The organism is Craterilacuibacter sp. RT1T (assembly GCF_023502145.1).
Lineage (GTDB): Bacteria > Pseudomonadota > Gammaproteobacteria > Burkholderiales > Chromobacteriaceae > Craterilacuibacter.
This window is the reverse complement of the sequence record NZ_JAMFLI010000005.1, coordinates 189,112-213,480: the sequence shown is the minus strand read 5'-3', so window position 1 is coordinate 213,480 and position 24,369 is coordinate 189,112. Positions and strand designations below refer to the sequence as shown.

Sequence of the window (24,369 nt, the reverse complement as noted above, 5' to 3'; positions counted from 1 at the left end):
AATTAGGACACCGCCAGACGCCCAATTAGAAAACCCCCGATCTTATTCAAGGTCGGGGGTTTTTGCATTCTGTGCGCCTTACATATCTGGGTGCGGCTAATTATTCCAGTAAAAAAGGCGTGCCATTTGGCACGCCTTGGTCATTCCGAGTGGGCTTATTTACCGGTCTTCACTTCGGTCCACATACGGGTGGTCACGCGCTGGATCTTCGGATCGATCGGCTTCATGACAAAGCTTTTTGCCATGACTTCCTTGCTCGGGAAAATCGAGGGGTTATTCAGGTTTTCCTTGTCGATATATTTGCGTGCCTCCAAGCTGCCCGGTGCGTAGGTCACGTAGTTCGAGTTGGCCGCCGCGACCTGCGGACGCAGGTTGTAGTCGATGAACTTGTACGCGTTGTCGAGGTTCTTCGCATCCTTGGGGATTGCCATGGTGTCGATCCAGATGCCGACGCCCTGTGCGGGCACCAGCGGCTGTACCTTCACGCCGTTTTTCGCTTCGATGGCACGGTTGCGCGCGATATTGAGGTCGCCGCCGTAGCCGAGCACCAGGCAGAGCGAACCGCCGGCCAGCTCGTTGATATAGCCGGACGAGGAGAAGCGGGTGATATAGGGGCGAATCTGCTTGAGCAGGGCGGTGGCGGCCTTGTAGTCGGCTTCGTTCTTGCTGGCCGGATCCTTGCCCAAGTAGTGCAGCGCCATCGGGAATACCTCGGACGGCGAATCGAAGATGCTGACGCCGCAGCCCTTGAGCTTGGATACGTACTCGGGCTTGAACAGCAGATCCCACTGGTTGGCGGGCAGTTTGCCACCGAGCGCCTTGTTCACCTTGTCGACGTTGATGCCCAGCGTATTCATACCCCAGAAGTAGGGCACCGCGTACTTGTTGCCCGGGTCTACTTCGGCAAGCAGCTTCATCACCGCCGGGTCCAGCCCCTTGTAATTGCTGATCTTGCTCTTGTCGAGCGGCTGGTAGAGCCCAGACTGGATTTGCTTGGCGAGAAAGGTGTTGCTGGGTACCACGATGTCGTAGCCCGACTTGCCGGTCAGCAGCTTGGCTTGCAGGATTTCATTGCTGTCGTACACATCGTAGCGGACCTTGGATCCGGTCTCCTTCTGGAAGTTTGGGATGGTGTCCTCGGCGACATAGTCCGACCAGTTATAAACATTCAGCTCTTTGCTTGCTGCTAGCGCCATGCTGCTGCCAAACAGGCTGGTGAGCACAAGAGCAATCGTGGTTTTCTGCATCTTTTGTTTTCTCCTTGGTGCGTGGCGACTTTATGGCACCGAATGGGTGCTTGATAAGCGCTGTTGTTATTCAGACATTCTCCAGCAGGTTTTCCAATTCCCATGGCGTGACGATGCGATTGAATTCATCGTCCTCCACTTTTTTCAAGGCACAGTAACTGCTGACAAACTCGCTCCCCAGTAACTCGGCAAGCGCTTCACTATTTTGCAGGGCCGCGATGGCACTGCCCAGCGTACGGGGAAAGGCATAAGGCAAGTCGTATGCGCTGCCTTGCAGCGCAGCCTCCGGCTGGATTTCCTGCCTGATACCAAGCAAGCCACATGCCAGTGTCGCCGCCAGCGCAAGGTAAGGGTTGGCATCGACACCGGGCAGGCGGTTTTCGACGCGGCGGGCCGCTGGCGGGCTGTTGGGTACGCGCAAGCCGCAACTGCGGTTGTCGTAGCCCCACGCCACATTGATGGGGGCGGCGGAGAAGGGGGCCAACCGGCGGAAGGAGTTGACGTAAGGCGCAAACAGCAGCATGGCTTGCGGCAGATAGCGTTGCAGGCCGCCGATATAGTGGAAAAAGGTGGGCGAGGCCGTGCCATCGGCCAGTGAAAATACATTCTGCCCGGTTTGCAGCCGGATCAGGCTTTGGTGGATATGCATGGCGCTGCCGGCATCATCCGCCATCGGCTTGGCCATAAAAGTGGCAATCAGGCCGTGTTGGCGTGCCGCCTCGTGCACGGTACGCTTGAACAGGAAAACCTGATCGGCCAACTCCAGTGCATCGCCATGATCCAGATTGATCTCCAGTTGGCCACGGCCGACTTCATGCAGCACGGCAGCCGCACCTATTCCTTGAGCGTGGCAGTAGCGGTAGATATCGTCCAGCACCGGGCTAAAAGCATCGGCGGCATCCAGGCTATAGGGTTGGCGCCGCGTTTCGCGTCTGCCGTGGCGTCCACCGGGCGCAGCAGGGGAGAGGCCAGGGCCTGCACTGGGTGCGGTCAGGTAAAACTCCATCTCCGGTGCCACGATGGGTTGTAGCCCTAGTGCCTGATATTGCGCCAGCACCCGCTTGAGTACACCCCGCGGTGCCTGGGGTATCGGTGCACCATTTTCGTGATGGCAGTCGTAAATCAGCTGGGCAGTGGGTTCGCTCGCCCAAGGCAGCGGGCGCAAGCTGGCATAGTCGGCTTGCAGGCACATATCCGGGTCGGTGGCGGGCACCAGTTGCTGTTGGCAGTCGCCGCTGATGCTTTGCACCAGTCCGACCAGCGGAAAACGTAGTTCGGTATTCGCGAGGCTGGCGCTTGCTACGCGCTTGCCGCGCGCAGTGCCGGCCATGTCGGGAATCAGGCATTCAACACGGCTGATGCCGCGCTCGGAGAACCAGTTGGCTAGGTCTTTCATGATTTCGTTTCCTTGTCTTGTGCTGTGAAGTCGGCGCAAACAACGGAAACGGGTCTAACTGACACCGGGCAAGGGGCTTAGCAAGTGGGACAAATGGAGTGTCCGCTGGATCGTTTTGCTCATGCTGGGCATGCGGGTGTCGGCCTCTTTTATTCTTATGGATTAATTTTTCTATCCTTCACTTGTAGACGCCTGCTCTGAAAGCGTCAATTATTTTCAACGGGTAGTGCGGTGCATCAAATGCAAATCCTTGCCAATCAAGGTGTGTACGGATGGCACGGTGTGGTGAAATGTGCAAAAATCGGCACAACTCATGAATGCAGGTTTCACCATGCTGGACCGGGATGGATACCGCCCCAATGTCGGAATCATCCTCATTAATCAACACAATGAGGTGTTCTGGGGCAAACGGGTGCGCGAGCACTCATGGCAGTTTCCCCAAGGGGGCATCAAGCCGGGCGAGAGCCCGGAGGCTGCGATGTACCGCGAGCTGATGGAAGAAGTCGGCCTGCTGCCTCGTCATGTCCGAATTATTGGCCGCACGCGCGACTGGTTACGCTATGAAGTGCCGACCAGTTGGGTCAGGCGTGAATGGCGCGGCAGCTACAAGGGGCAGAAGCAGATCTGGTTTTTGCTCAGGCTGGTCGGGCGCGATAGTGATGTCTGCCTGCGGGCAAGCAGCCACCCCGAATTCGACGGCTGGCGCTGGAACAATTATTGGGCTCCCATAGACAGCGTGATCGAATTCAAGCGCGATGTGTACGATCGCTCGCTACGCGAACTGTCGCGTTTCCTGAAGGGGATGGAGACGCGGGAGGAATATATTGCCCGTGCGGGCGATGCGCGGGAGCACGATCACTGACGCCCGCCTATATCAGGCAGCGTCCATGGTGGTTGTTGCTGCCGCTGTTGCCGCTGGTTTTGTGGTCAGGTATCGCGCCGACCGATCGTGCGACCTGGCTGTTGGAGGCGTTGCCCGTCTTGCTGGGTGCGCCTTTGTTGCTATGGGCCTGGCCGCGCTTTGCCTGGACACCGCTGGCACTGTGTTTGATGCTGGCTCATGCGGCTATTCTGCTGATCGGTGCACATTACACCTATGCCGAAGTGCCGGCGGGTTTGTGGCTGCGCGATGCGCTGGATCTGACGCGCAATCATTACGACAGGCTGGGGCATCTGGCGCAGGGTTTTGTACCGGCCATTCTGGCGCGTGAAGTGTTGCGGCGCAGAACGCCGCTACGCCCGGGCGGGTGGCTGGTGCTTTTGACGACGTCGTTCTGTCTGGCTTTTTCCGCCTTTTACGAGCTGATCGAATGGTGGGTGGCCGTCGCCATAGGTGCCGACGCCGATGCCTTTCTTGCGACCCAGGGCGACCCCTGGGACACCCAATGGGATATGTTTCTGGCCCTGGCCGGTGCCTTAGCTTCCCAATTACTGCTGTCCGGCCTGCATGAGCGTGAACTTGCCCGCCTGCAGGACGTAACCAAAATTTTCAACAGGACACCATGAACCAACAATACGACGAATCCTCGGTACGGGTGCTCAAGGGGCTGGAGCCGGTCAAAGAGCGCCCCGGGATGTATACCCGCACTACCGACCCGACTCATATCTGTCAGGAAGTGATCGATAACGCGGCGGACGAGGCACTGGGTGGTTTTGCCAAAAAAATCGCCGTCACCGTGCATCTGGACGGCTCGCTGTCGGTCGAGGACGATGGCCGCGGCATTCCGGTCGGGCTACATCCGCTTGAGAATGTGCCGGTGGTCGAACTGGTCTTTACCCGGCTGCACGCCGGCGGCAAGTTCAATAAAAAAGATGGTGGGGCTTACGCCTTCTCCGGCGGCCTGCACGGCGTCGGGGTGTCGGTAACCAATGCCTTGTCGACCCGGCTGGAAGTCGAGGTCAAGCGCGAGGGCGGGGTTTACCAGCTGGCTTTCTCCGGCGGCGACGTGATCGAGCCTTTGGCGCGCAGCGGTGACTGCGGCCCGCGCACCAGCGGCACCCGCGTGCGCATCTGGCCGGACGGCAAGTATTTTGAGAGCCCGCGTTACTCCATCCCCGAGCTGGAGCGCCTGCTGCGCGCCAAGGCCGTGTTGCTGCCCGGGGTGGTGGTCAGCCTGACGCTGGAAAAAGCCGGTGCGGACGAAGTCAGGGTCTGGCAATACCCTAACGGCCTGAAGAGTTATCTGGCCGAGCTGTGTGGTGGCGACGAGCCGGTAGCGCCTTTGTTTGCCGGCGAGGCATTTATTGGCGACGATCACGAGCAGTTCGCCCGCGGCGAAGGCGCGCAGTGGGCATTGGCCTGGTTTGACGAAGCCGGCGGTGGCGAGAGCTACGTTAACCTGATCCCAACCCCCTTGGGCGGTACGCATGAAGCCGGCGTGCGCGCCGGGGTGTTCGATGCGGTCAAGAGCTTTGTCGACTTGCACAATCTGTTGCCGCGCGGCGTCAAGCTGATGGCGGAAGACGTATGGAGCCGGGTGCGCTTTGTACTGTCGGCGCGCGTGCTGGACCCGCAGTTCCAGGGGCAGACCAAGGACAAACTCACCAGCCGCGATGCGCTTAAGCTGATCTCGGGCGTGGTGCGCGACCCGGTCGAGTTGTGGCTGAACCAGCATGTGGAGGCGGGCAAGAAAATTGCCGAGCTGGCCATCCGCCAGGCGCAGAGCCGCTTGCGTTCGGTGAAAAAGGTCGAGAAGAAAAAGGGCTCGGGCGTAGCGGTATTGCCGGGCAAGCTGACCGATTGCGAGAGCGAAGATATCGCCCGCAACGAGTTGTTCCTGGTCGAGGGGGATTCGGCCGGCGGTTCGGCCAAGCTGGCGCGCGACAAGGAGTACCAGGCCATCCTGCCGCTACGCGGCAAGGTGCTCAACTCTTGGGAAACCGACCGTGACCAGTTGTTTTCCAATGCCGAAATCCACGATATTTCGGTCGCGATAGGCGTCGACCCGCATGCGCCGGGCGAGGATGCCGACTTGTCCGGCTTGCGTTACGGCAAGATCGCCATCCTGTCGGATGCCGATGTGGATGGCTCGCATATCCAGGTCTTGCTGCTGACCCTGTTTTATCGCCACTTTTCCAAGCTGCTGGCAGAAGGGCATATCCATATCGCGCAACCGCCGCTGTATCGCGTCGATGTGCCGGGCTCGGGTAAAAACCGCCCGCCGCGCAAGCTGTATGCGCTGGACGAGGGCGAGCTGGAAGCCATCATCGATCGCTTGCGTAGCGAAAATGTGCGCGAAGGCGCATGGGGCATCTCGCGCTTCAAGGGTCTGGGCGAGATGAACCCGGAGCAACTGAAAGACACCACCATGCATCCCGATACCCGTCGTCTGTCCTGCGTGCGCGTGCGTAGCGGTGCCGCCGACGACACCCGCCGCATGTTTACCATGCTGATGGGCAAGGGCGAAGCCTCCAGCCGGCGCGGCTGGATGGAAGCCAAGGGCAACGAGGCCATCGCCGACGTGTAAGCATTAGGCGGTGGGCGGCGTGTCAGGACGGCAGGAAGGGCGAAGCGCTTTTCATGCCGTCTTTGTCGTTTTTCCGGCTGCGTTCTGCCTGTGCAAAGAGGGTGAGGAGATGGCGCTTGCAGGTATAATGGCGGCCAATGCAAACGACGTGGCCTATCATGACCCAGCTTAAAAACGATGTCTTCCTGCGCGCACTTCTCAATCAAACGGTGGAATACACACCGGTCTGGATGATGCGCCAGGCCGGGCGCTATTTGCCGGAATACCGCGCCACGCGCGCCCGTGCCGGCAGCTTTATGGGCTTGTGCACCAGCCCGGATTACGCCACCGAAGTCACCCTGCAGCCGCTGGAGCGCTTCCCGCTGGATGCGGCCATTCTGTTTTCCGACATTCTGACCGTGCCCGATGCCATGGGGCTGGGGCTGTATTTTGCCGAGGGCGAAGGCCCTAAGTTCGAGCGCCCGCTGCGCGACGAAGCGGCCATCAAGGCGCTGGTGGCTCCGCATGTGGAAGACTCGCTGCAATACGTGTTTGATGCCGTTTCCAGCATCCGCAAGGCGCTGGATGGACGTGTGCCACTGATCGGCTTTTCCGGCAGCCCGTTTACGCTGGCCTGCTACATGATAGAAGGCGGCGGTTCGGCCGACTTCCGTCACCTGAAGGCGATGATGTATGGCCGTCCCGAGCTGCTGCACCACATTCTGGATGTCAATGCGCGCACGGTGACCGAGTACCTGAATGCGCAGATTCGTGCCGGCGCGCAGGCGGTGCAGATTTTCGATACCTGGGGCGGGGCCTTGAGCGGGCCTGCCTACCGCGAGTTTTCGCTGTCCTATATGCAGCAGATCGTCAGCGGCCTGATCCGCGAACACGAAGGCCGGCGCGTGCCGGTCATCCTGTTTACCAAGGGGGGCGGGCAATGGCTGGAGGCGATGGCCGAAACCGGCGCCGATGCGCTGGGTTTGGACTGGACGACCGATATCGGCGAAGCGCGTGCGCGCGTCGGGGATAAAGTCGCCTTGCAGGGCAATCTGGACCCGAACGTGCTGTTTGGCAGCCCGGAGGGCATCGAGAAGGAAGTCGCGCGCATTCTGGCCTCCTATGGCACGGGTTCCGGCCATGTCTTTAATCTGGGACACGGCATCTCGCAGTTTGCCGATCCGGCCCACGCCGGCGTGCTGGTTGACAGCGTGCACCGCCTGTCGCGCGCCTATCACAGCCAGGGCTAAGCGGGCGCCGTGCAGCCCCGTCAGGGTGGCTGCACGGCACGGTTGACAGCTGGCGTTCGATTTGATCCACCAAGTTATGCACACTCATCTTGCTGCGAACGTCATCTGTCAAGCCCTGTGTCGCAAAAAATTAATAAATCGCGCAAGTCCTTGTTTTGTAAGGGTTTACGCGATTGTTCAAAATTTGTGCAATCCGCTTGAAGCGCTGTCCTGCCGGCTTTTCCAGCCTCTTTTTCAGGGTTGTGCACAAAGTTATCCACAAACTATGTGTACAGCTTGCGCAAACCCGCGCCCCGTCTGGCTTTGCGCCTGCATCGAGTAAAAATGGATACATTCGAAACTGTCGAGGTGCTGCTGGATGTCCCCTTGCACGGAACATTTACCTATCTTGCACCCCATGCCTTGCCGGCAGGAACACGGGTAGAGGTGGATTTTCGCGGCCGCAAACAGTGTGCAGTGCTGGTCGGCGGTGTGGCGAATTCGGCACTGGATCCGGCAAAAATCAAGCCACTGGCCGCCGTGTTTGACGAGTTGCCTCCACTGCCTGCCGCCTTGCTGCGGCTGATCGATTTTGTCTCGGCCTATTACCACTATCCCAAGGGCGCAGCCTTGTTTACCGCCTTGCCCACCGCCTTGCGCGTGGCGCAAGCGGCGCGTCTGGCGGATAGGCGTGCCTGGGCGCTTAGTGCCGCTGGTCTTGCCGATCCGCCGCCGGCCAGACAACGGGCTCGCCTGGCCTTGTGGCAGGCTTTGCAGGATGGGCCGCAAGCCATGCATGACTTGAGGGCGCTGTCGGCGCAGGCTCCCAAGGTTTTGAGCCAATGGCTGCAAGAGGGTAAGGCTGAGCGTGTAGAGCCCCTTTGCCCCGAGCTTGAAGTTGCCGACGGGCCACAGCTCAACGCCGAGCAGCAGGGTGCCGTCGCGGCGGTCAGTGACAGTTTTGGCCGCTTCCAGCCCTGGCTATTGCAAGGGGTGACCGGCAGCGGCAAGACCGAGGTGTATTTACACCTGATCGCCTGCGCACTGGCTTCCGGGCGTCAGGTGCTGGTGCTGGTGCCGGAAATCAGCCTGACGCCGCAACTGCTGCAACGCTTTGCCGACCGTTTTCCGGCTACGCCGATTGCCGCCCTGCACAGCTCGCTGGCCGACGGCGAGCGTTTGCAAGGCTGGGTCGATGCCTGGCAAGGGCGTGCCGGCATTGTGATCGGCACGCGGCTGTCGGTGTTCGTGCCCTTGCCCAGGCTGGGACTGATTGTGGTGGATGAAGAGCACGATGGTTCGCTTAAGCAGCAGGACGGCTTGCGCTATCACGCGCGCGATCTGGCCGTCTGGCGTGCGCATGATGCGGCAGTACCCATTGTGCTGGGCAGTGCCACCCCTAGTCTGGAAACGGTAGCCAATGTCGAGGCCGGGCGTTACCGCCGCCTGTTACTGACGACGCGGGCACATGCCGCTGCCAGCTTGCCGCAGGTGCGTCTGGTTGATACCCGTTTGCTGCGCCTGAATGAAGGCTTGTCCGAGCCGGTGATTGCGGCGCTGGCCAAGCGTTTGCAAAAGCGCGAGATGAGTCTGGTATTCATCAACCGGCGCGGTTACTCGCCGGTGCTGGCCTGCCCGCAGTGCGGCTGGACCTCGGGCTGCAAGCGCTGTTCCAGCAAGCTGGTTTTGCATTTATTGCAGCGCGTATTGCGCTGCCACCATTGTGGCTGGGAAGAGGGTGTGCCGCGCGTCTGCCCGGATTGCGGCAATGTCGATATCCAGCCTTTGGGCGAGGGTACACAGCGGCTGGAAAGCGCCATCCAGCGCTTGTTTCCCGAGGCGCGCGTTTTGCGCATAGACCGCGACAGCACGCGCAACAAGGATGCCTGGGACGAGGTGTACCGCAAGGTGCATGCCGGCGAAGTGGATATCCTGATCGGCACCCAGATGCTGGCCAAGGGCCATGATTTTGGCGCGCTGAGTCTGGTGGTGGTGCTGGGCGCCGATGGCGGGCTGTATTCGGCGGATTTTCGTGCCGGCGAGCGGCTGTTTTCCCTGCTGATGCAGGTGGCGGGCCGCGCCGGCCGTGCCGAGCATCGCGGCGAAGTGCTGGTGCAGACGCAGTGGCCCGAGCATCCGCTGTATCTGTCGCTGGTGGCACAGGATTTTGACGGTTTTGCCGCACGCGAGCTGGCGGCACGGCGCGAGGCCCATTTCCCGCCGGCGATTTTCCAGGCGCTGCTGCGCGCCGATGCGCACGAGGCACACGAAGCAGAGGCTTTTCTTGGCCGGTTTAAAGCCGAGGCTGCGCCATGGCTGGGCGAAGTCGCCCTATTCGGGCCGGCACCGGCCACCATGGCGCGCCTGGCCGGGCGCGAGCGCATGCAACTGGTGTTTGAGTGTGCCGACCGCCGCGCCTTGCACCGTTGCCTGAATCAGGCCTTGCCGCTGCTTGAGCGCTTGGGGCGCCAGGCCGGACGCAGTTTGCGCTGGTCGCTGGATGTCGATCCGACGGAGATGTGATGAAACGCTGTTTATTATTGGTGCTGCTGTGCACGGCGATGGGCACCGCGCTGGCTGCCGCGCAACCCGACTTGGCCGGCTTGCAAGAGAACGAAGTGGCGCTATGGGTAGGCAAGGTCGGCAGTGGTGAAGTGCTGGCAGAGCACCGCGCCGATGTGGCGCTGAATCCGGCCTCGACCATGAAGCTGGTCACCAGCTTTGCCGCGCTGGAGACGCTGGGGCCGCAATGGCGCTGGCAAAGCACGCTGCTATCGGCCGCTCCCGTTGTCGGCGACAGCTTGCAGGGTGATCTCTACTGGCAGGGGCGCGGCGACCCTTTGTTTGATCTGCCGGCTTTGGACCAGTTGCTGGGCGAATTGCGCCTGCGCGGGGTCAAGCGCATCAACGGCCGGCTGCTGCTGGACAAGGGCGCGTTTGCCACTACCGGCAGTGCCGAGGATTTCGAGGCCGATGCCGAGCGCGCCTTTGCCGTGGCACCGGACACCCACCTGACCCATCTCAAGGTGGCATGGTTGCATTATTACAACGACGGTGGCGGCAGCCGCGTGGTGCTGGAGCCGGCCTTGCCCGGCGTGACGCTGGCGTCGGACTTGAGCGATGCCGGCGATGCGGCGGGCAAATGTGGCGATGTCCGCCGCCATGTTCGCGTGCAACAGCAGGGTCATCAGATTCTTGTCCGCGGTGCCTTGCCGCGCGCCTGTGACGGAGCGAGCAGCTTTGTGAATGTGCTGTCGGCGGATGAGTATGCGCGCCAAGCCTTTGCCGCACGCTGGGCGCGTCTGGGCGGCGAGGGGCCGCAAGGCTTTGGCCTCGCCGCCACGCCGCCGCAAGCGCGCACCTTGGCGCTTTACCGTTCGCCTCCGCTGGTGCAGGCCCTGTCTGCCATTAACCAGTACAGCAATAACACCATGGCGCGCAGCCTGTTTCTGACGCTGGGTGCCGAGCGGCCACTAAGGGGGGATACGGTGGCCGATGCCACGCAAGTGGTGCGGCAAGTACTGGCAAAAAACGGGCTGGATGCGCAGACGCTGGTGCTGGAAAACGGTGCCGGCCTGTCGCGGCGCGAGCGTATTTCGGCGCGCGCGCTGGGCGAGATGTTGCGCGTCGCGGCACGCGGGCCTTACGCCGGCGAGTTTATTGCCAGCTTGCCGGTGGCCGGCGAGAGCGGCACACTCAAAACCCGGCTCGGGCAGTGGGGGCCGCGCTTGCGGCTGAAAACCGGCACGCTGGCCGGGGTGCGGGCGCTAGCCGGTTACTGGCTGGCCGCGGATGGCGAGCGTCTGGCCATTGTCGCAATCATCAATAGCCCGCGCTCGGGCGCGCTATTGCCGAATCTGGATGCGCTGCTCGATGGCGTACTGGCGTCTTATGCCGGCGTGAGGCCGGTGCCTTGACGTTATAATGTCGTTTTTCCGCTAGTTTGATTGCGAGACCATGATGAAAAAAGTAATGATGTACACCACGGCGGTTTGCCCTTATTGCGTTCGCGCCAAGCAAATCCTCAAAAGCAAGGGCGTGGAGGCGGTTGAAGAAATCCGCATCGATCTTGACCCTGCCGCACGCGACAGCATGATGAGCATTACCGGCCGCCGTACCGTACCGCAGATTTTCATCGGTGAAACCCATGTCGGCGGTTGCGATGATCTGGAGGCGCTGTCCCGCGCCGGCAAGCTGGATGTACTGTTGGCTGACTGAGTGGCCGCAGCTCACGCTTTCATGCGATGATGCAAATCTGCTTGAGCCCGATTTTTTCTTATCCAATTCATATTGCGAGACCTGTTTATGAGCGAACAACAAGAAGTGCAGCCGGTATTCTCCATCGAAAAAATCTACGTTAAGGATCTCTCGCTCGAGGTGCCGAATGCGCCAGCCGTATTCCTGGAACAGGCTCAGCCCGATATCGACATGCAGCTGGGCAGCGAAGGCAAGCAGATCGACGACGGCTTCTTCGAGTGCACACTGACCGTGACCGTGACCGCCAAGCTGGCCGACAAGACTATGTTCCTGTGCGAAGTGGCCCAGTCCGGCATCTTCCGCATCGAAAACATTCCGGCCGAAGACATCGACCCGATTCTGGGTGTGGCTTGCCCGAACATCCTGTTCCCGTATGCGCGCGAAACCGTGTCCAGCCTGGTGAATCGTGCCGGCTTCCCGCCGGTACTGCTGGCACCGATCAACTTCGAGGCGCTGTATATGCAGCAGCGCGCACAGATGGCCGAAGCCGGCAACGCCTGAACATCATGAAGCTAAGCCATAGTCTGGCCGCGCTGGTGCTGGCAGCTTGTGCTGCCGCACCGGCTTTTGCGCTGGAATTCCGCTCGGTCAAGGAAACCGGAGTGTCGCTGTATGATGCGCCGGCCTTGAATGCCAAAAAGCTGTTTGTGGTCAGCCGCTACTATCCGGTGGAAGTGCTGGCGATGCAAAAAGAGTGGGCGCGGGTGCGCGATGCCAGCGGCGGCATTGCCTGGATCCCTGCCGCCGCCCTGTCGGTACAGCGCATGCTGATCGTGACGGCGGCGCAGGCCGAAATCAGGACGGCAGCCAGCGACAGTGCGCCGCTGGCCTATCGTCTGGACAAGGATGCGGTGGTCGAACTGCTCGAACCGGCACAAGCCGGCTGGGTCAGGGTCAAGCATCGTGACGGCGCCGCCGGCTTTGTCCGCATCAATACCCTGTGGGGTGTGTAATGAACGGAAATAAGCCATGAAACTGGCCGTTTTGGGCGCAGGCGCCTGGGGTACGGCACTGGCGGTGGCTTTTGCCCGCCAGCACGAAGTGACGCTGTGGGGCCGGGATCCGGCGCTGATGGCCGCGCTGCAACAAGAAGGCGTGAACCGGCGTTATCTGGATGCCTGCCCTTTGCCGCCTGACTTGGCGCTGACCGCCGATCTGGCGCAGGCGCTGGCTGAGGCCGAGCTGGTGTTGATCGTGACGCCGATTGCCGGTTTGCGCCCCAGCTTGCGCGCACTCAAGGCGCTGCGTCAGGACGACGTGCCGCTCTTGTGGGCATGCAAGGGTCTGGAGGCGGGTTCCAGCCTGCTGCCGCATCAGGTGGTGGAGCAAGAATGTCCGCATCTGACGCGTAGCGGCGTGTTATCCGGCCCGAGCTTTGCCCGCGAAGTGGCGCAAGGCCTGCCGGCGGCGGTGACGCTGGGCTCGGAAAATGCCGAATTTGCCCGTGACTATGCCCGTCTGCTGCATAGCCCTTTGCTGCGCATCTACGCCAACGACGATCTGGTCGGGGTGGAGGTGGGCGGGGCGGTGAAGAATGTCATGGCGATCGCCACCGGTGTTGCCGACGGTATGGGGCTGGGCATGAATAGCCGCGCCGCGCTGATTACCCGGGGTCTGGCCGAGATTACCCGGCTGGCGGTGGCCATGGGCGCGAGCCAGCAAAGCCTGCTGGGCCTGTCCGGTGTCGGCGATCTGATTCTGACCTGTACCGGTGCGCTGTCGCGCAACCGCCAGGTCGGGCTGAAACTGGCCGAAAACAAGCCGCTGGATGTGATTCTGGCCGAGCTGGGGCATGTGGCCGAAGGCGTGCCGACCGCACGCGAGGTACTGGCCATGGCCGAGCGGCTGGAAGTCGACATGCCGATTACCGCTGCCGTGTGCGCCTTGCTCTATCACGGCGCCAAGCCGCAGGATGTGGTGGATCAGTTGCTGGAGCGCTCGCCCAAGAGCGAGTTTGGTGCCTAGCAGCGGCATGTACAAAGCCGCATAAAAAGAGCCCGCTGCAAGCGGGCTCTTTTTTGGGTGGGCTTAGTGGCAAGCCGCTTTGTCCTGCTGCAAGACCCGGCATAACAGGCGTGCCAGAGCCGGGTAGAACGGATAATGCGTGCTGACTTCGGCGCATTTGTCGGCAAAAGCGGGCAGCCAGCTCGCTAGCTCGTCGATCTGGCGGCTTGCTTCATCGTCCTTGCGCTCGATGATCAGCCAGGCCAGAAACTCCAGCTGTACCGCCAGATGGTCGGCTGCCTCGGGAAAGTGCGTGCTGACCGAGAGTGCATGCGTGCTCAGTTGCTCGCGCATGGCCTGCTCTTGCGGGCCATACAGGCGTGCCGGTGTTAAGGCATAGCACGAGGCATAGGGCGGGGCGCAGCTTTTCAGATCCAGCAAAAAGCATGCAGCATAGTCTGCCGCCAGCTCCAGCCTTGCATCCGCCGTCTGGCGCAAGGCATCCAGACTGGCTTGCATGGCCGCAACCTCTTCGGCATGGCCATCTTGCGCCAGCGCCTGCAGCAGTGGCTGCGCCTCGCCCTTCAGCCAGGCTTGCAGCATGGCCTGCGGCATTTCCTGTGCATAGAGCGTGGCGAACAGGCTGTATAAGCCTGCCCGCAGCTCCCGCTCGCCCTCATTGTGTTTTTGCGCGGTCATTTGGGTTTGACTTCCTTGGGGCCGCCAAACGCGGTGACGGCCGGTACTTTACCGGTGTATTTTTCGACCTGAACCAGACAGGTGTTGGCGCTGATCGCCTGAGCCAGGCGCGAGGTACCGATATCCTGCGTCAGGGTGTTCGGGTCGCCATAGGTATCCAGTGCACCGATTTCCGGGCCGGTCGGGCCATACCATGCCCCTTCTTGCAGGCGGACTACGCCGGGCGGGAAGTCAGCCGAGACATGGGCCCCCACCAGCGCCTGGCCACGGTCATTGAATACGCGCAGCAGATCGCCGTGGCGGATGCCGCGTTTCTTGGCATCTTGCGGGCTGATAAACAGCGGTTCACGTCCCTGGATGGCATAGGTCGCACGCAAGGGCTCGGAGTCGCACATCTGCGAGTGCAGTCGCTTGTCCGGGTGTACCGACTGCATCCACAGCGGGTAGCGTTCAGACTTGGGGCCGCCGTGCGAGCGTTCGTTCTTTTCCAGCCATACCGGATGACCCGGGCAATCCGGGTATTTATAGTTGGCGATCTTGCGGCTGTAGATCTCGATAAAGCCCGATGGGGTACCCAGAGCATTGATCTCGGCATCTTCGCGGAAATCGGCGTGGCGGGTCGAGGGCTTGCCCTTGGGAAACAGGACATAACCTTTTTGCCAGAATTCGGCAAATGCCGGCATGGGGAACTTGCTGCCGTTTTCCTTGCGGCACTGCTCGTACAGCTGCTGCACCCATTCCATTTCCTCCATCCCGCGCGAGTACTCCTTGTCGCGGCCGAAGCGGCGCGTCAGCTCGCGGAAAATCTCGAAGTCCGGGCGTGAATGGAAGAGCGGGTCGACCAGCTTGTGCATGGCGATAACGCCGCGATTGCTGTAGGAGCCGTAAGCGTCGATATCGTTGCGTTCAAACTGGGTGCAGGCCGGCAGGACGATGTCGGCGAAACGGCAGGTCGCCGTCCAGGTGTAGTCGACGCTGACCACGGTCTCCAGCGCACGAAACGCCTTCTTCATCTTGTTGCGGTCTTGCTGGCGGTGCCACTGGTTAGAGCCGCAGTAGATCGCCATTTTGTAAGGCGGCAGTTTGACCTTGCTGCCGTTGTAATCGATCACCTTGCCCGGTTCGAGCAGGGCATCGATGGCGCGTGCACACGGAATGACCGCGCTATAGCCTTTGTAATCGGTGCTGGGATATTTCGGCTTCTTGCCGGCATCCAGATTGAGCGGGAAGGCGCCCGGCATGGCTGCGCCGGATGCGGGGACGCCGATCGAGCTGTAATGGTGGGCATAGCTGATGCCGCCACCGGGCAAACCGATCTGGCCGAGCATGGCCGCCAGTACCGCACCCATCCAGTACGGCTGTTCGCCGTGCTGCTGGCGCTGGATGGCCCAGCCAAAGATCAGCTGGGTGCGCTCCTTGGCCATCAGGCGGGCCAGTTCGCGGATGCGTGCCGCCGGAACGCCGCAGATCGCTGCCGCCCATTCCGGCGTTTTGGCGGTCTTGTCCGCCGCCGTGCCCAGCAAGTAGGGCAGGAACTGCTCGAAGCCCAGCGCATAGCTGTCGAGGAACTGCTTGTTGTACAGCTTCTCGCTATACAGCGTATGTGCGATGCCCAGCATCAGCGCCACGTCGGTCATCGGATTGACGTACTGCTTTTCGCACGCCAGATAGTTCTGGGTCTTGCTGCGTACCGGGTCGATGCTGATGACGCGGATTTCCTTGCGCGCGATCTTGCCCTTGAGCTGTTCGATATAGGCGTAGGATTCGTGCGTCTCGCAGTTCCAGCCAACCTGCAGGTTTTTAACCGGATCGCTGGCCCAGAAGATGATGTTCTTGCTGTGCTTGAGAATCAGCTCCCACGATGTACCTTGCGAGTACACCTCGGTCGAACCCAGTACATAGGGCATGATGACCTGACCGGCACCGGTCGAGTAGTCGCCCGCGGTGGTGACCGTATGGCCGTGCATGCCGACGGCGCGCAGCATATGGTTGCCGCAGGTATGGAACTGGCCGGTCTGGCGCCAGCCGACCAGACCGGTATGCAGGCCCGACGGGCCGTAGGTCTGCTGGACGCGTTCCATCTCGCCGTACACCAGATCCAGTGCCTCGTCCCAAGTGACCCGCACGAAACGGTTGTCGCCGCGCTCGGCAGTATTGCTGCGGTGCCGGTTTTTCAGCCAATCCAGACGCACCATGGGGTAGCGGATACGCGACGGGCTGTAGATCAGGCCGATAATGCCGTTTAGCATTTCGGTCGGGTGCTTGTCGTGTTCAAAGGCACGGACTTCTACGACCTTGCCGCCCGCGATGCGGGCGCGGAATGCGCCCCAGTGCGAGCCGGCCATTTTCCAGCCATCATTGTTGGCACCGGCACCGGCACCGGCACCGGCACCGGCCGCCGGCGCGGCAGCGGCATCGCCGATAGACAGCAGGCTGGGGCCGATCAGCGCCGTCATGGAGGCCAGCGTCAGACCCTTCAAAAAAGTACGCCGTGAATTGTTTATCATTATTGCTTTCCTCAGTGCGCGGTTTTATCGAAGTCGGACGAATGGTTCTGCAGATACTTGAGCACCAGTGCCTGGGTATCCTTGTCCATATTGGTAAAGCCCACCATGCCGCTGAACAGGCCTGGCCAGGTGTTGCTGTCGAAGTGGGCAACATCGGGCTGTTTGTGGCAGACGCTGCAACTGGTCTGGTAGCTGTTGCGCGCAACATCCCAGATCGGATCGGCCGACTCCATGACGCCACCTTGTTTGGTCCAGAATACGGCACGCACTTTTTGCCAGATCAGGCCGGTATTCGGGTCTTCCTTGCTTTCCAGAACCTCTACCAGCGACTTGTCCTGTGCCGTCGCCTTGTCCAGCGTGGCGACAACGATGTTCATGCCGAACTGGCTATACCAGACGCGGCCGTAACCCTTGCTCTTGCGCCAGGCCAGCAGTTCGATCTGCTGTGCATCCCCGACCTGCTTCAAGACTTTGAGCGGGGTGGCAATCTCGATACGGCCGGCGGCCTTGCCTAGTGCTTCATCGCTGTAGAGCTCGCGCGGCAGGGCATTGATGTAGCTGTTGCCATCCTGGATGCGGGTGCTGTCGGCCGCCTGAACCAGACTGTCGAAGGCCGGGTTATGGCTGTTTTTCATATCCGGCATGTGGTGGGCAATGCCTTTGTGGCAATCCATGCAGCTTTGGTCGCGTTCGGCCGCGCCGCGCATCGGCTCTTGCGAAGCCGGGCGCATTTTGTCGAAGTCCATCTTGCTGTAGTCATGGCAGGTTCGGCACTCTTTCGAGCCATTGGCCTTGAAGCGGTCCCACTCGTTTTGTGCCAGACGCAGGCGATGGGCTTCGAATTTATCCGCCGTGCCGATCTTGCCGGTCAGATGAGACCAGACTTCTACACTGGCCTTCATTTTGCGGGCGATTTTGTCGGAGAAGTCATGCGGGACGTGGCAGTCCGGGCAGCCCGGCGTGACGCCGCTACGGTTGGTGCCGTGTACGGTGGGTTTCAGCTCGGTCTGGTTGCCCTGCATGGTGTGGCAGCTGACACAGAATTCAGTGGTATTAGTGAGATCCATGGCCTTGTTGAAACCTTGCCAGGCCAGAATGCCGGCAATAAAACCCACCGTAACCAGTACGCCCAAACCGATGCGTGTGGATGGCTTGCTGAATAATTCAGCGAGCCAGCGCCATATTTTTTTCATGCGTAATTCCTAGATGTCTGAGGTGCTTAAGCGTGGGGAGATGAGAGGTCAGGCGCCGGGAGGGCCGAAAAACATCACTTGCAGACCCCAGAGCACAAAGCCGTAGAGGGCGATCAGGGCGGCCATGGTGACAGGCAAGCCGATAAAGGCGAGCAATAGCATTTTTTTCCAGTCGCTATTGGACCGGCTTGGCGGGGTGGGCTCTTGCATAAGGGCGTCTCTGTATAAAAGGGGCTCGCAGTCAGCCCGAGGCAGCTTGGTTTTTCCCGCTGCCGCATGTGCTGGCCGTTCGCTATGGCTATCCGGCTATGCGGATATTATTGAGTTGCAATGCTTTTAATGCAAAGCGATTGATCACAATCAAAGATTGTATGGTGCGCTGTTTTTGATTGCGTTGATCTGTGTCAATGCACCTTTTCTCGGTTGGTGATTGCACTAGTGGAGGGTGTTTTATATGCATAAGCAATTGCTTAATAACAATTAAATGCATTTGGCGTTGCTTGGTGCTGTGGCTAAGCAGCGGGCAGGGCGGGCTGCTGTGTCCCCATTACACGTTGATGCCATGCCATGCGCGGTATGCATGCGTCAGCCCCGCGAGGCTGCTGCCGTGCGCGGCCACTAGATTCAAAGCGCAGCTGCGCCAACGGGTAACGGGTGCATGGCCTTTTTCCAAGGCGGGGCGGGGTCAGGCAGGGGAAGACTAGGCAGTCCCCCGCCGGCACGATGCCGGCAGGGGGGGGCAAGAGGGCTGGCTTAAGGGTAAAGCCAGTTCACGCTATAGCCCAGCGACTTGTTGCGTGCGCCCAAGCGGGCGGCATCGAAGCGCTGGCTGACGCGTATCTGGCTGCCGGCGGCAAAGCGCCCGGCCTTGAGCTCGGCCGGCGGCAGATAGTCGGCCGGGGGCAGGACTTTACGTACCAGGACCCGGTCTTCGCTATCGGTCAGGGTCAGCTCCATCGCCGGCCATGCCTGTGGATAACGGGCATGGTTTTTCAGGATGGCGGTGAACTGAACCAGGCCGGGATGATCCGGCACCACCGTCAACTCCGACCATTCGGTACGCAACAACTGGCGATCGGCAGGCAGGGGCACGGTGCAGCCCAGACGGGCGCAGGTTTGTTCGAGTACCGGGCGCAACTCCGGCAGTTCGGCACTGATGCGGGTGCGGTTCAGATAGATCAGCTGGGCTGCCAGTACAAACAGCCCCACCACGGCGGCAACGCCCAGCGCTGCACCGAGCGCTCCGTGCTTGCTACGGCTTGCTTTATTGCGGGCGGGCGCTTCTTGCGCCGGTGGCGGCATCAGCGGGCTCTCCGGAATCGGGGGCACCGCCTCCATGACCGGCTCCTGACGCGGCTTGCGTGCCGTATGCAGGATGTCCGCCGGCTCCGCTTCTGCAAACGGATTGCCCAGCGGCAAATGGGGGGCCGCATCCGGTGGCTCTATGCTGCGCGAAGCCTGTTTGGGCGCACGCAGCGCATCGGCCAGGGCTTGCTGGAATTCGGCAATGTCCGGATTTTCCGCGAGCGGCGGCTCGGGTTCAGGCTCAGTTTCAGGCTCTGGCTCGGGCGTCACGGCGAGCGGCTCGGCACTGCTGTTTTTTTCTGTTTCCGGCAAGTAGTCGGCCGGATCGAAGTCGGGCAACTCCAGCTCGAAATCATCGGTCGACGGCGCCATAGGCGGGGCATCGACCACGGGCGGAGTGCCCGGCATGGCCTGCAAAAATTCGCTGGCATTGAACACATGCGCACAGTGCCCGCAGCGGACAAAGCCGCCAGCGACAGCCAATTGTTCATCGCTGACCTTGAATCGGGTCTGGCACTGCGGGCATTGTGTAGTTTGCATGGATCAGGCGCGTCGTGTTCCGGTCAGTCGGGTCCAGCCCTCGTCGAATACCGGGGCTTCCATATCAAACCAGGTGTTGTAGATGGCGGACAGCTCTTCGGCCTGCTCCTGCAAAATGCCGGACAGTACGATCTTGCCGCCGGTTTTCACATGGCTGGCCAGCATCTCGCCCAGAAGGCGCAGCGGATTGGCCAGAATATTGGCCAGTACCACATCGACCTTGGTTTCCGGCGTGGCATCCGGCAGGCAGAAGATGCCGCTAACGCCGTTTTGTGCGGCATTGTCCAGACTGGCGCGTACCGCCTGTGCATCGATATCGACGCCGGCGACCTCGCCCGCACCCAGCTTGAGGGCGGCAATGGCAAGAATGCCGGAGCCGCAGCCATAGTCGAGCACCGTCTCGCCGCCCTTGATATTCGCATCCAGCCATTGCAGGCACAGACGCGTCGTCGGGTGGCTGCCGGTGCCGAAAGCCAGGCCCGGATCCAGTTGCAGATTGATGGCGTTGGCGTCCGGCGCATCATGCCAGGTCGGCGTGATCCACAGCCGTTCCGAGATGCGGATAGGATCGAACTGGCTCTGGGTCAGACGCACCCAGTCCTGCTCTTCTACCCGCTCCAGCGTGTAGTGTGGCAGTGCAATGCCGGTCGCGTTGGCGGCAGCGGCAATCATCAGCGCCAGGTCGGCGTGCTCTTCGAACAGCGCAATGATCTTGCTGCTTTTCCACATCTGCTCGACCGGTTCACCCGGCTCGCCGAAGATGGGCTGCTCGGCTTCGGTGCCGGCCAGTGCGTCTTCGATGGCGGCAGACAGGCAGCCTGCATCCATCAGCGCATCGGCAAATTGTTCGGCCACGGCCGAATCGGTATCAATGGTGGCTTGTTGCCAGGCCATATCAGTTTCCTTTTTTCCTCTGGGCGAGTCGCTCTTCCAGATAGTGAATGCTGGTGCCGCCACGACGGAACGCGTTATCCAGCAGCAGTTCCTGATGTAGCGGAATATTGGTCTTGATGCCGGAAATCGCCATCTCGGACAGGGCAATGCGCATGCGCGCCATCGCCTGGTCGCGGGTATCGCCGTAGGAAATCACCTTGCCGACCATGGAGTCGTAATGCGATGGCACGGTATAGCCCTGATAGATGTGCGAATCGACCCGGATGCCGGGGCCGCCGGCCGGATGGTAACCGTCGATCTTGCCCGGGCTTGGCACAAAGGTAAACGGGTCTTCGGCATTAATGCGGCACTCGATGGAGTGGCCCTTGATATGCACGTCTTTTTGCTTGTAGCGCAGCTTCTCGCCGGCGGCGATGCGGATCTGCTCCTGCACGATGTCGATGCCGGTAATCAGCTCGGTCACCGGGTGCTCGACCTGAACGCGGGTGTTCATCTCGATAAAGTAGAACTCGCCGTTTTCGTACAGGAACTCGAAGGTGCCGGCGCCACGGTAGCCGATGCGGCGGCAGGCGGCGGCGCAGGCCTCACCGATTTTCTGCCGCTGTTTGTCGGTAATGCCCGGTGCCGGGGCTTCTTCGATGATTTTCTGGTGGCGGCGCTGCATGGAGCAGTCACGCTCGCCCAGATAGATGGCGTCGCCGTACTCGTCGGACAGCACCTGAATCTCGATATGGCGCGGCTCCTGCAGGTACTTTTCCATATACACGGTCGGGTTGCCGAAGGCGGCCCCCGCTTCGGTACGCGTCATTTCGACCGAGTTCAGCAGCGCCGCTTCGGTATGCACCACGCGCATGCCGCGTCCACCGCCACCGCCGGAAGCCTTGATAATGATCGGATAGCCGATTTTCTTGGCGATCTTGATGATTTCATCGTTGTCGTCCGGCAGCGCGCCTTCCGAGCCGGGTACGCAAGGCACGCCGGAGGCGATCATGGCATGCTTGGCCGACACCTTGTCGCCCATCTGGCGAATCGTCTCCGGGCGCGGGCCGATAAACACAAAGCCGGACTGCTCGACGCGTTCGGCAAAGTCGGCGTTTTCCGACAGGAAGCCGTAGCCGGGGTGAATGGCTTGCGCATCGGTGACTTCGGCGGCCGCGATAATGGCCGGCACATGCAGATAGCTCTTGGCCGATGGCGCCGGGCCGATGCAGACCGCTTCATCGGCCAGCTTGACGTATTTGGCTTCGCGGTCGGCTTCGGAATAGACCACGACAGTCTTGATGCCCATTTCACGGCAGGCACGCTGGATGCGCAGGGCAATTTCGCCACGGTTGGCGATCAGGATTTTTTCAAACATGAATCATATCTCCGCAGGGCGTGAGAACGGCAAGGAGCAAGAGGCCGACCGGCTAGCGATCCGCGTCCTGCTCCTCCCAAGGCGTGCTGGCAGCCTTACTCGATGATGAATAGCGGTTCGCCGTATTCTACCGGCTGGCCATCTTCGGCCACGATGGCCTTGACCACACCGGCGCGATCGGCTTCGATTTCGTTCATCAGCTTCATCGCTTCGATAATGCACAGCGTGTCGCCAACGGCTACTTGCTGGCCGACTTCGATAAAGGGCTTGGAGCCGGGGCTTGCCGAGCGGTAGAAGGTGCCGACCATAGGCGACTTGACGGCCGCGGCATTGTTGGCCGGTGCCACTTCCACCACGGCAGCCGGGGCCGGAGCGGGTGCGGCAGCAGGTGCGGCCGGTGGCAGCTGATGGTATTGCATGGCTTGAGCAAACATCTGGTTGTTCTGTGTCACGCGGGTAATGCGGACTTTTTCTTCACCTTCGGTGACCTCCAGTTCGGCAATGCCGGACTCTTCCACCAGGTCGATCAGTTTTTTCAGTTTGCGCAGGTCCATGCTGATCCTAATTTCTTTTAGATTGTTGGATTGGGCGTCTGAGCCATTTGCATCAGCACATGAGTCAGAGCCAGTTCGTAACCGCAAGCACCGAGTCCGCAGATCACGCCTTGCGCCAGATCGGAAAAATACGAATGCTGGCGGAAGGGTTCACGGGCGTGGACATTGGACAGGTGAACTTCAATAAACGGAATCTTGACGCCAGCCAGTGCATCGCGCAGGGCGACGCTGGTATGGGTAAAGGCGGCGGGATTAATGATGATAAAAGCCGTGCCGTCATTTAGCGCCGCATGCACGCGCTCTATCAGCACATGTTCGGCATTGCTTTGCAGGGTTTCCAGGGGGAAACCGGCGGCTTTGGCCTGCTGTATCAGGCGCTGGTTGATATCTGCCAGCGTGTCGCGACCGTAATGTTGTGGCTCGCGCAGCCCGAGCAAGTTCAGGTTGGGGCCATGCAAAACCAGAATACGGCGCAAGGCCGGCACGCTGTCAGCTTTCATCATGGGCGCAAGTTTGCCGCAAATGGGCGCATAAAGTCCAGCTTTTGCAGAAATTGAAGCCCAGATGTGAGATATGAGCAGTCGCTGTTGATGGTCATATAGAGTTTATGCACTAGGGTTGGCAGGCATTCTAACGCATCGTCGCAATTCTGTGCCAGTCGGGTCAAAGCGAGTTTGATCTGGCGCAAGAGGCCGCATGGTCATGCAAGCGGCGTGCCGTTAAGTGAATGGCGCAGGTATAATCGCCATCATTTGCCTTATATGTGTGCCGCCATGCAGCTTTCCGATTTTGATTACCACCTGCCCGAACATCTGGTTGCCCAGCATCCACCTGAGGTGCGTGGCGGCAGCCGTCTGCTGCATGTTGCAGGGTCGCAGCTGGCCGACACCCTGTTTGCCGAGCTGCCCGGCTTTTTGTCTGCCGGCGATGTGCTGGTATTCAATGATACGCGCGTGATCAAGGCGCGCCTGTTTGGTGAAAAGGCCTCCGGCGGCAAGATTGAAGCCCTGATCGAGCGCGTGCTGGACGAACACACGGCGCTGGCGCATGTGCGCGCCTCCAAGTCGCCCAAGCCGGGCACGCGTCTGGTATTTGCCGGGCGCTGGCAGGCCGAGATGGTCGAGCGCGTGGGCGAGCTGTTCAAGCTGCGCTTTCTTGCCGAAGAAAACCTGTTCGATATCCTCGAAGCCTCGGGCAAGCTGCCGCTGCCGCCTTATATCGAGCGCGATACCGACGCTGACGACGATGCGCGTTACCAGACGGTGTATGCCAAGGAGCAAGGTGCGGTCGCCGCACCGACCGCCGGCCTGCACTTTACCGACGAAATGCTGGCCCGCCTTGAAGCGCACGGAGTGAAGCTGGCTTATGTCACGCTGCATGTGGGCGCCGGCACTTTCCAGCCGGTGCGGGTGGACAATATCGCCGAGCACAAAATGCACAGCGAAATCTACGACATCCCCGAGCAGACGCGCGCCACCATTGAAGCGGCGCACGCGGCCGGGCACAAAGTGGTCTCGGTCGGCACCACCAGCATGCGCGCGCTGGAGTCGGCTGCGCGTGGCGGCCAGCTGATCGCCGGGCGCGGCGAGACCGATATCTTTATCACGCCGGGCTACCGCTTTAATGTGGTTGACCGCCTGCTGACCAATTTCCACCTGCCCAAGTCGACCCTGCTGATGCTGGTGTCGGCCTTTGCTGGCTACGCCGAGATGCGTGCCGCCTATGCGCATGCGGTGGAAAAGGAATACCGCTTCTTCAGCTATGGCGACGCCATGCTGCTGGAGCGCAAGGACGGCTGAAC

The 24,369-nt window shown here is 60.9% G+C and carries 22 protein-coding genes; 11 read left to right on the top strand and 11 right to left on the bottom strand.

Annotated elements, in window-relative coordinates:
• Positions 1 to 155: 155 nt before the first annotated feature.
• Both M3P88_RS10250 and M3P88_RS10245 read right to left on the bottom strand, forming a co-directional pair.
• Positions 156 to 1,247 (bottom strand): polyamine ABC transporter substrate-binding protein, encoded by a 1,092-nt coding sequence (locus M3P88_RS10250; protein ID WP_249615948.1) that lies wholly within the window; start codon positions 1,245 to 1,247, stop codon positions 156 to 158.
• A gap of 70 nt (positions 1,248 to 1,317) precedes the next feature.
• Positions 1,318 to 2,643, bottom strand: a complete 1,326-nt coding sequence (locus M3P88_RS10245) for a glutamine synthetase family protein (protein ID WP_249615947.1) — start codon at positions 2,641 to 2,643, stop codon at positions 1,318 to 1,320.
• Positions 2,644 to 2,974: 331 nt separating this feature from the next.
• On the opposite strand from M3P88_RS10245, the gene M3P88_RS10240 reads away from it, so the two are divergent.
• The 10 genes from M3P88_RS10240 (at position 2,975) to M3P88_RS10195 (ending at position 13,540) form a co-directional block, all read left to right on the top strand.
• Positions 2,975 to 3,505: an RNA pyrophosphohydrolase gene (locus M3P88_RS10240; protein ID WP_249615954.1), complete on the top strand. Its 531-nt coding sequence runs from the start codon at positions 2,975 to 2,977 to the stop codon at positions 3,503 to 3,505.
• A gap of 35 nt (positions 3,506 to 3,540) precedes the next feature.
• A complete protein-coding gene (locus M3P88_RS10235; RefSeq protein WP_249615946.1) occupies positions 3,541 to 4,149 on the top strand; it encodes a DUF2238 domain-containing protein in 609 nt (202 codons plus the stop codon).
• Positions 4,146 to 6,110 carry a DNA topoisomerase IV subunit B gene (gene parE / locus M3P88_RS10230; protein WP_249615945.1) on the top strand — a complete coding sequence of 655 codons (1,965 nt, stop codon included), beginning with the start codon at positions 4,146 to 4,148 and terminating at the stop codon, positions 6,108 to 6,110. Before M3P88_RS10235 ends, parE begins: the two co-directional genes overlap by 4 nt.
• A gap of 158 nt (positions 6,111 to 6,268) precedes the next feature.
• Positions 6,269 to 7,339, top strand: coding sequence for a uroporphyrinogen decarboxylase (hemE, locus tag M3P88_RS10225; RefSeq protein ID WP_249615944.1), 1,071 nt, complete (start codon positions 6,269 to 6,271; stop codon positions 7,337 to 7,339).
• Positions 7,340 to 7,663: 324 nt separating this feature from the next.
• Positions 7,664 to 9,841, top strand: coding sequence for a primosomal protein N' (locus M3P88_RS10220; RefSeq protein WP_249615943.1), 2,178 nt, complete (start codon positions 7,664 to 7,666; stop codon positions 9,839 to 9,841).
• Positions 9,841 to 11,235 (top strand): D-alanyl-D-alanine carboxypeptidase/D-alanyl-D-alanine endopeptidase, encoded by a 1,395-nt coding sequence (gene dacB / locus M3P88_RS10215; protein WP_249615942.1) that lies wholly within the window; start codon positions 9,841 to 9,843, stop codon positions 11,233 to 11,235. The genes M3P88_RS10220 and dacB overlap by 1 nt, the downstream gene beginning before the upstream one ends.
• Before the next feature lie 43 nt (positions 11,236 to 11,278).
• Positions 11,279 to 11,536: a glutaredoxin 3 gene (grxC, locus tag M3P88_RS10210; protein WP_249615953.1), complete on the top strand. Its 258-nt coding sequence runs from the start codon at positions 11,279 to 11,281 to the stop codon at positions 11,534 to 11,536.
• A gap of 87 nt (positions 11,537 to 11,623) precedes the next feature.
• Positions 11,624 to 12,076, top strand: coding sequence for a protein-export chaperone SecB (secB, locus tag M3P88_RS10205; RefSeq protein WP_124736446.1), 453 nt, complete (start codon positions 11,624 to 11,626; stop codon positions 12,074 to 12,076).
• A 5-nt stretch (positions 12,077 to 12,081) separates the two neighbouring features.
• Positions 12,082 to 12,528, top strand: coding sequence for an SH3 domain-containing protein (locus M3P88_RS10200; RefSeq protein WP_249615941.1), 447 nt, complete (start codon positions 12,082 to 12,084; stop codon positions 12,526 to 12,528).
• A gap of 16 nt (positions 12,529 to 12,544) precedes the next feature.
• A complete protein-coding gene (locus tag M3P88_RS10195) occupies positions 12,545 to 13,540 on the top strand; it encodes an NAD(P)H-dependent glycerol-3-phosphate dehydrogenase (RefSeq protein ID WP_249615940.1) in 996 nt (331 codons plus the stop codon).
• Positions 13,541 to 13,603: 63 nt separating this feature from the next.
• Here the strand turns inward: M3P88_RS10195 and torD are convergent, their stop codons facing one another.
• The 9 genes from torD to aroQ all read right to left on the bottom strand — a co-directional run bounded on the left by torD (position 13,604) and on the right by aroQ (position 23,068).
• Entirely contained in the window at positions 13,604 to 14,218 is a 615-nt protein-coding gene (gene torD / locus M3P88_RS10190) for a molecular chaperone TorD (protein ID WP_249615939.1), read from the bottom strand.
• The gene (gene torA, locus M3P88_RS10185; protein WP_249615938.1) at positions 14,215 to 16,725 is read right to left on the bottom strand and encodes a trimethylamine-N-oxide reductase TorA; all 2,511 of its coding nucleotides are present in this window, start codon (positions 16,723 to 16,725) and stop codon (positions 14,215 to 14,217) included. Before torA ends, torD begins: the two co-directional genes overlap by 4 nt.
• 11 nt (positions 16,726 to 16,736) lie before the next feature.
• Positions 16,737 to 17,918 (bottom strand): pentaheme c-type cytochrome TorC, encoded by a 1,182-nt coding sequence (gene torC, locus M3P88_RS10180; RefSeq protein ID WP_249615937.1) that lies wholly within the window; start codon positions 17,916 to 17,918, stop codon positions 16,737 to 16,739.
• Between the two features lie 48 nt (positions 17,919 to 17,966).
• Positions 17,967 to 18,128, bottom strand: coding sequence for a hypothetical protein (locus M3P88_RS10175; RefSeq protein WP_249615936.1), 162 nt, complete (start codon positions 18,126 to 18,128; stop codon positions 17,967 to 17,969).
• A gap of 543 nt (positions 18,129 to 18,671) precedes the next feature.
• Entirely contained in the window at positions 18,672 to 19,763 is a 1,092-nt protein-coding gene (locus M3P88_RS10170; protein ID WP_249615935.1) for a DUF3426 domain-containing protein, read from the bottom strand.
• 3 nt (positions 19,764 to 19,766) lie between these two features.
• Positions 19,767 to 20,657 (bottom strand): 50S ribosomal protein L11 methyltransferase, encoded by an 891-nt coding sequence (gene prmA, locus M3P88_RS10165; RefSeq protein WP_249615934.1) that lies wholly within the window; start codon positions 20,655 to 20,657, stop codon positions 19,767 to 19,769.
• A 1-nt stretch (position 20,658) separates the two neighbouring features.
• Positions 20,659 to 22,014 carry an acetyl-CoA carboxylase biotin carboxylase subunit gene (gene accC / locus M3P88_RS10160; RefSeq protein WP_249615933.1) on the bottom strand — a complete coding sequence of 452 codons (1,356 nt, stop codon included), beginning with the start codon at positions 22,012 to 22,014 and terminating at the stop codon, positions 20,659 to 20,661.
• A gap of 95 nt (positions 22,015 to 22,109) precedes the next feature.
• Positions 22,110 to 22,568, bottom strand: coding sequence for an acetyl-CoA carboxylase biotin carboxyl carrier protein (gene accB, locus M3P88_RS10155; RefSeq protein WP_249615932.1), 459 nt, complete (start codon positions 22,566 to 22,568; stop codon positions 22,110 to 22,112).
• 17 nt (positions 22,569 to 22,585) lie between these two features.
• Positions 22,586 to 23,068: a type II 3-dehydroquinate dehydratase gene (aroQ, locus tag M3P88_RS10150; protein WP_249615952.1), complete on the bottom strand. Its 483-nt coding sequence runs from the start codon at positions 23,066 to 23,068 to the stop codon at positions 22,586 to 22,588.
• A gap of 273 nt (positions 23,069 to 23,341) precedes the next feature.
• Between aroQ and queA the strand changes: the two genes are divergently transcribed.
• Positions 23,342 to 24,367, top strand: coding sequence for a tRNA preQ1(34) S-adenosylmethionine ribosyltransferase-isomerase QueA (gene queA / locus M3P88_RS10145; RefSeq protein WP_249615931.1), 1,026 nt, complete (start codon positions 23,342 to 23,344; stop codon positions 24,365 to 24,367).
• Positions 24,368 to 24,369: the final 2 nt, after the last annotated feature.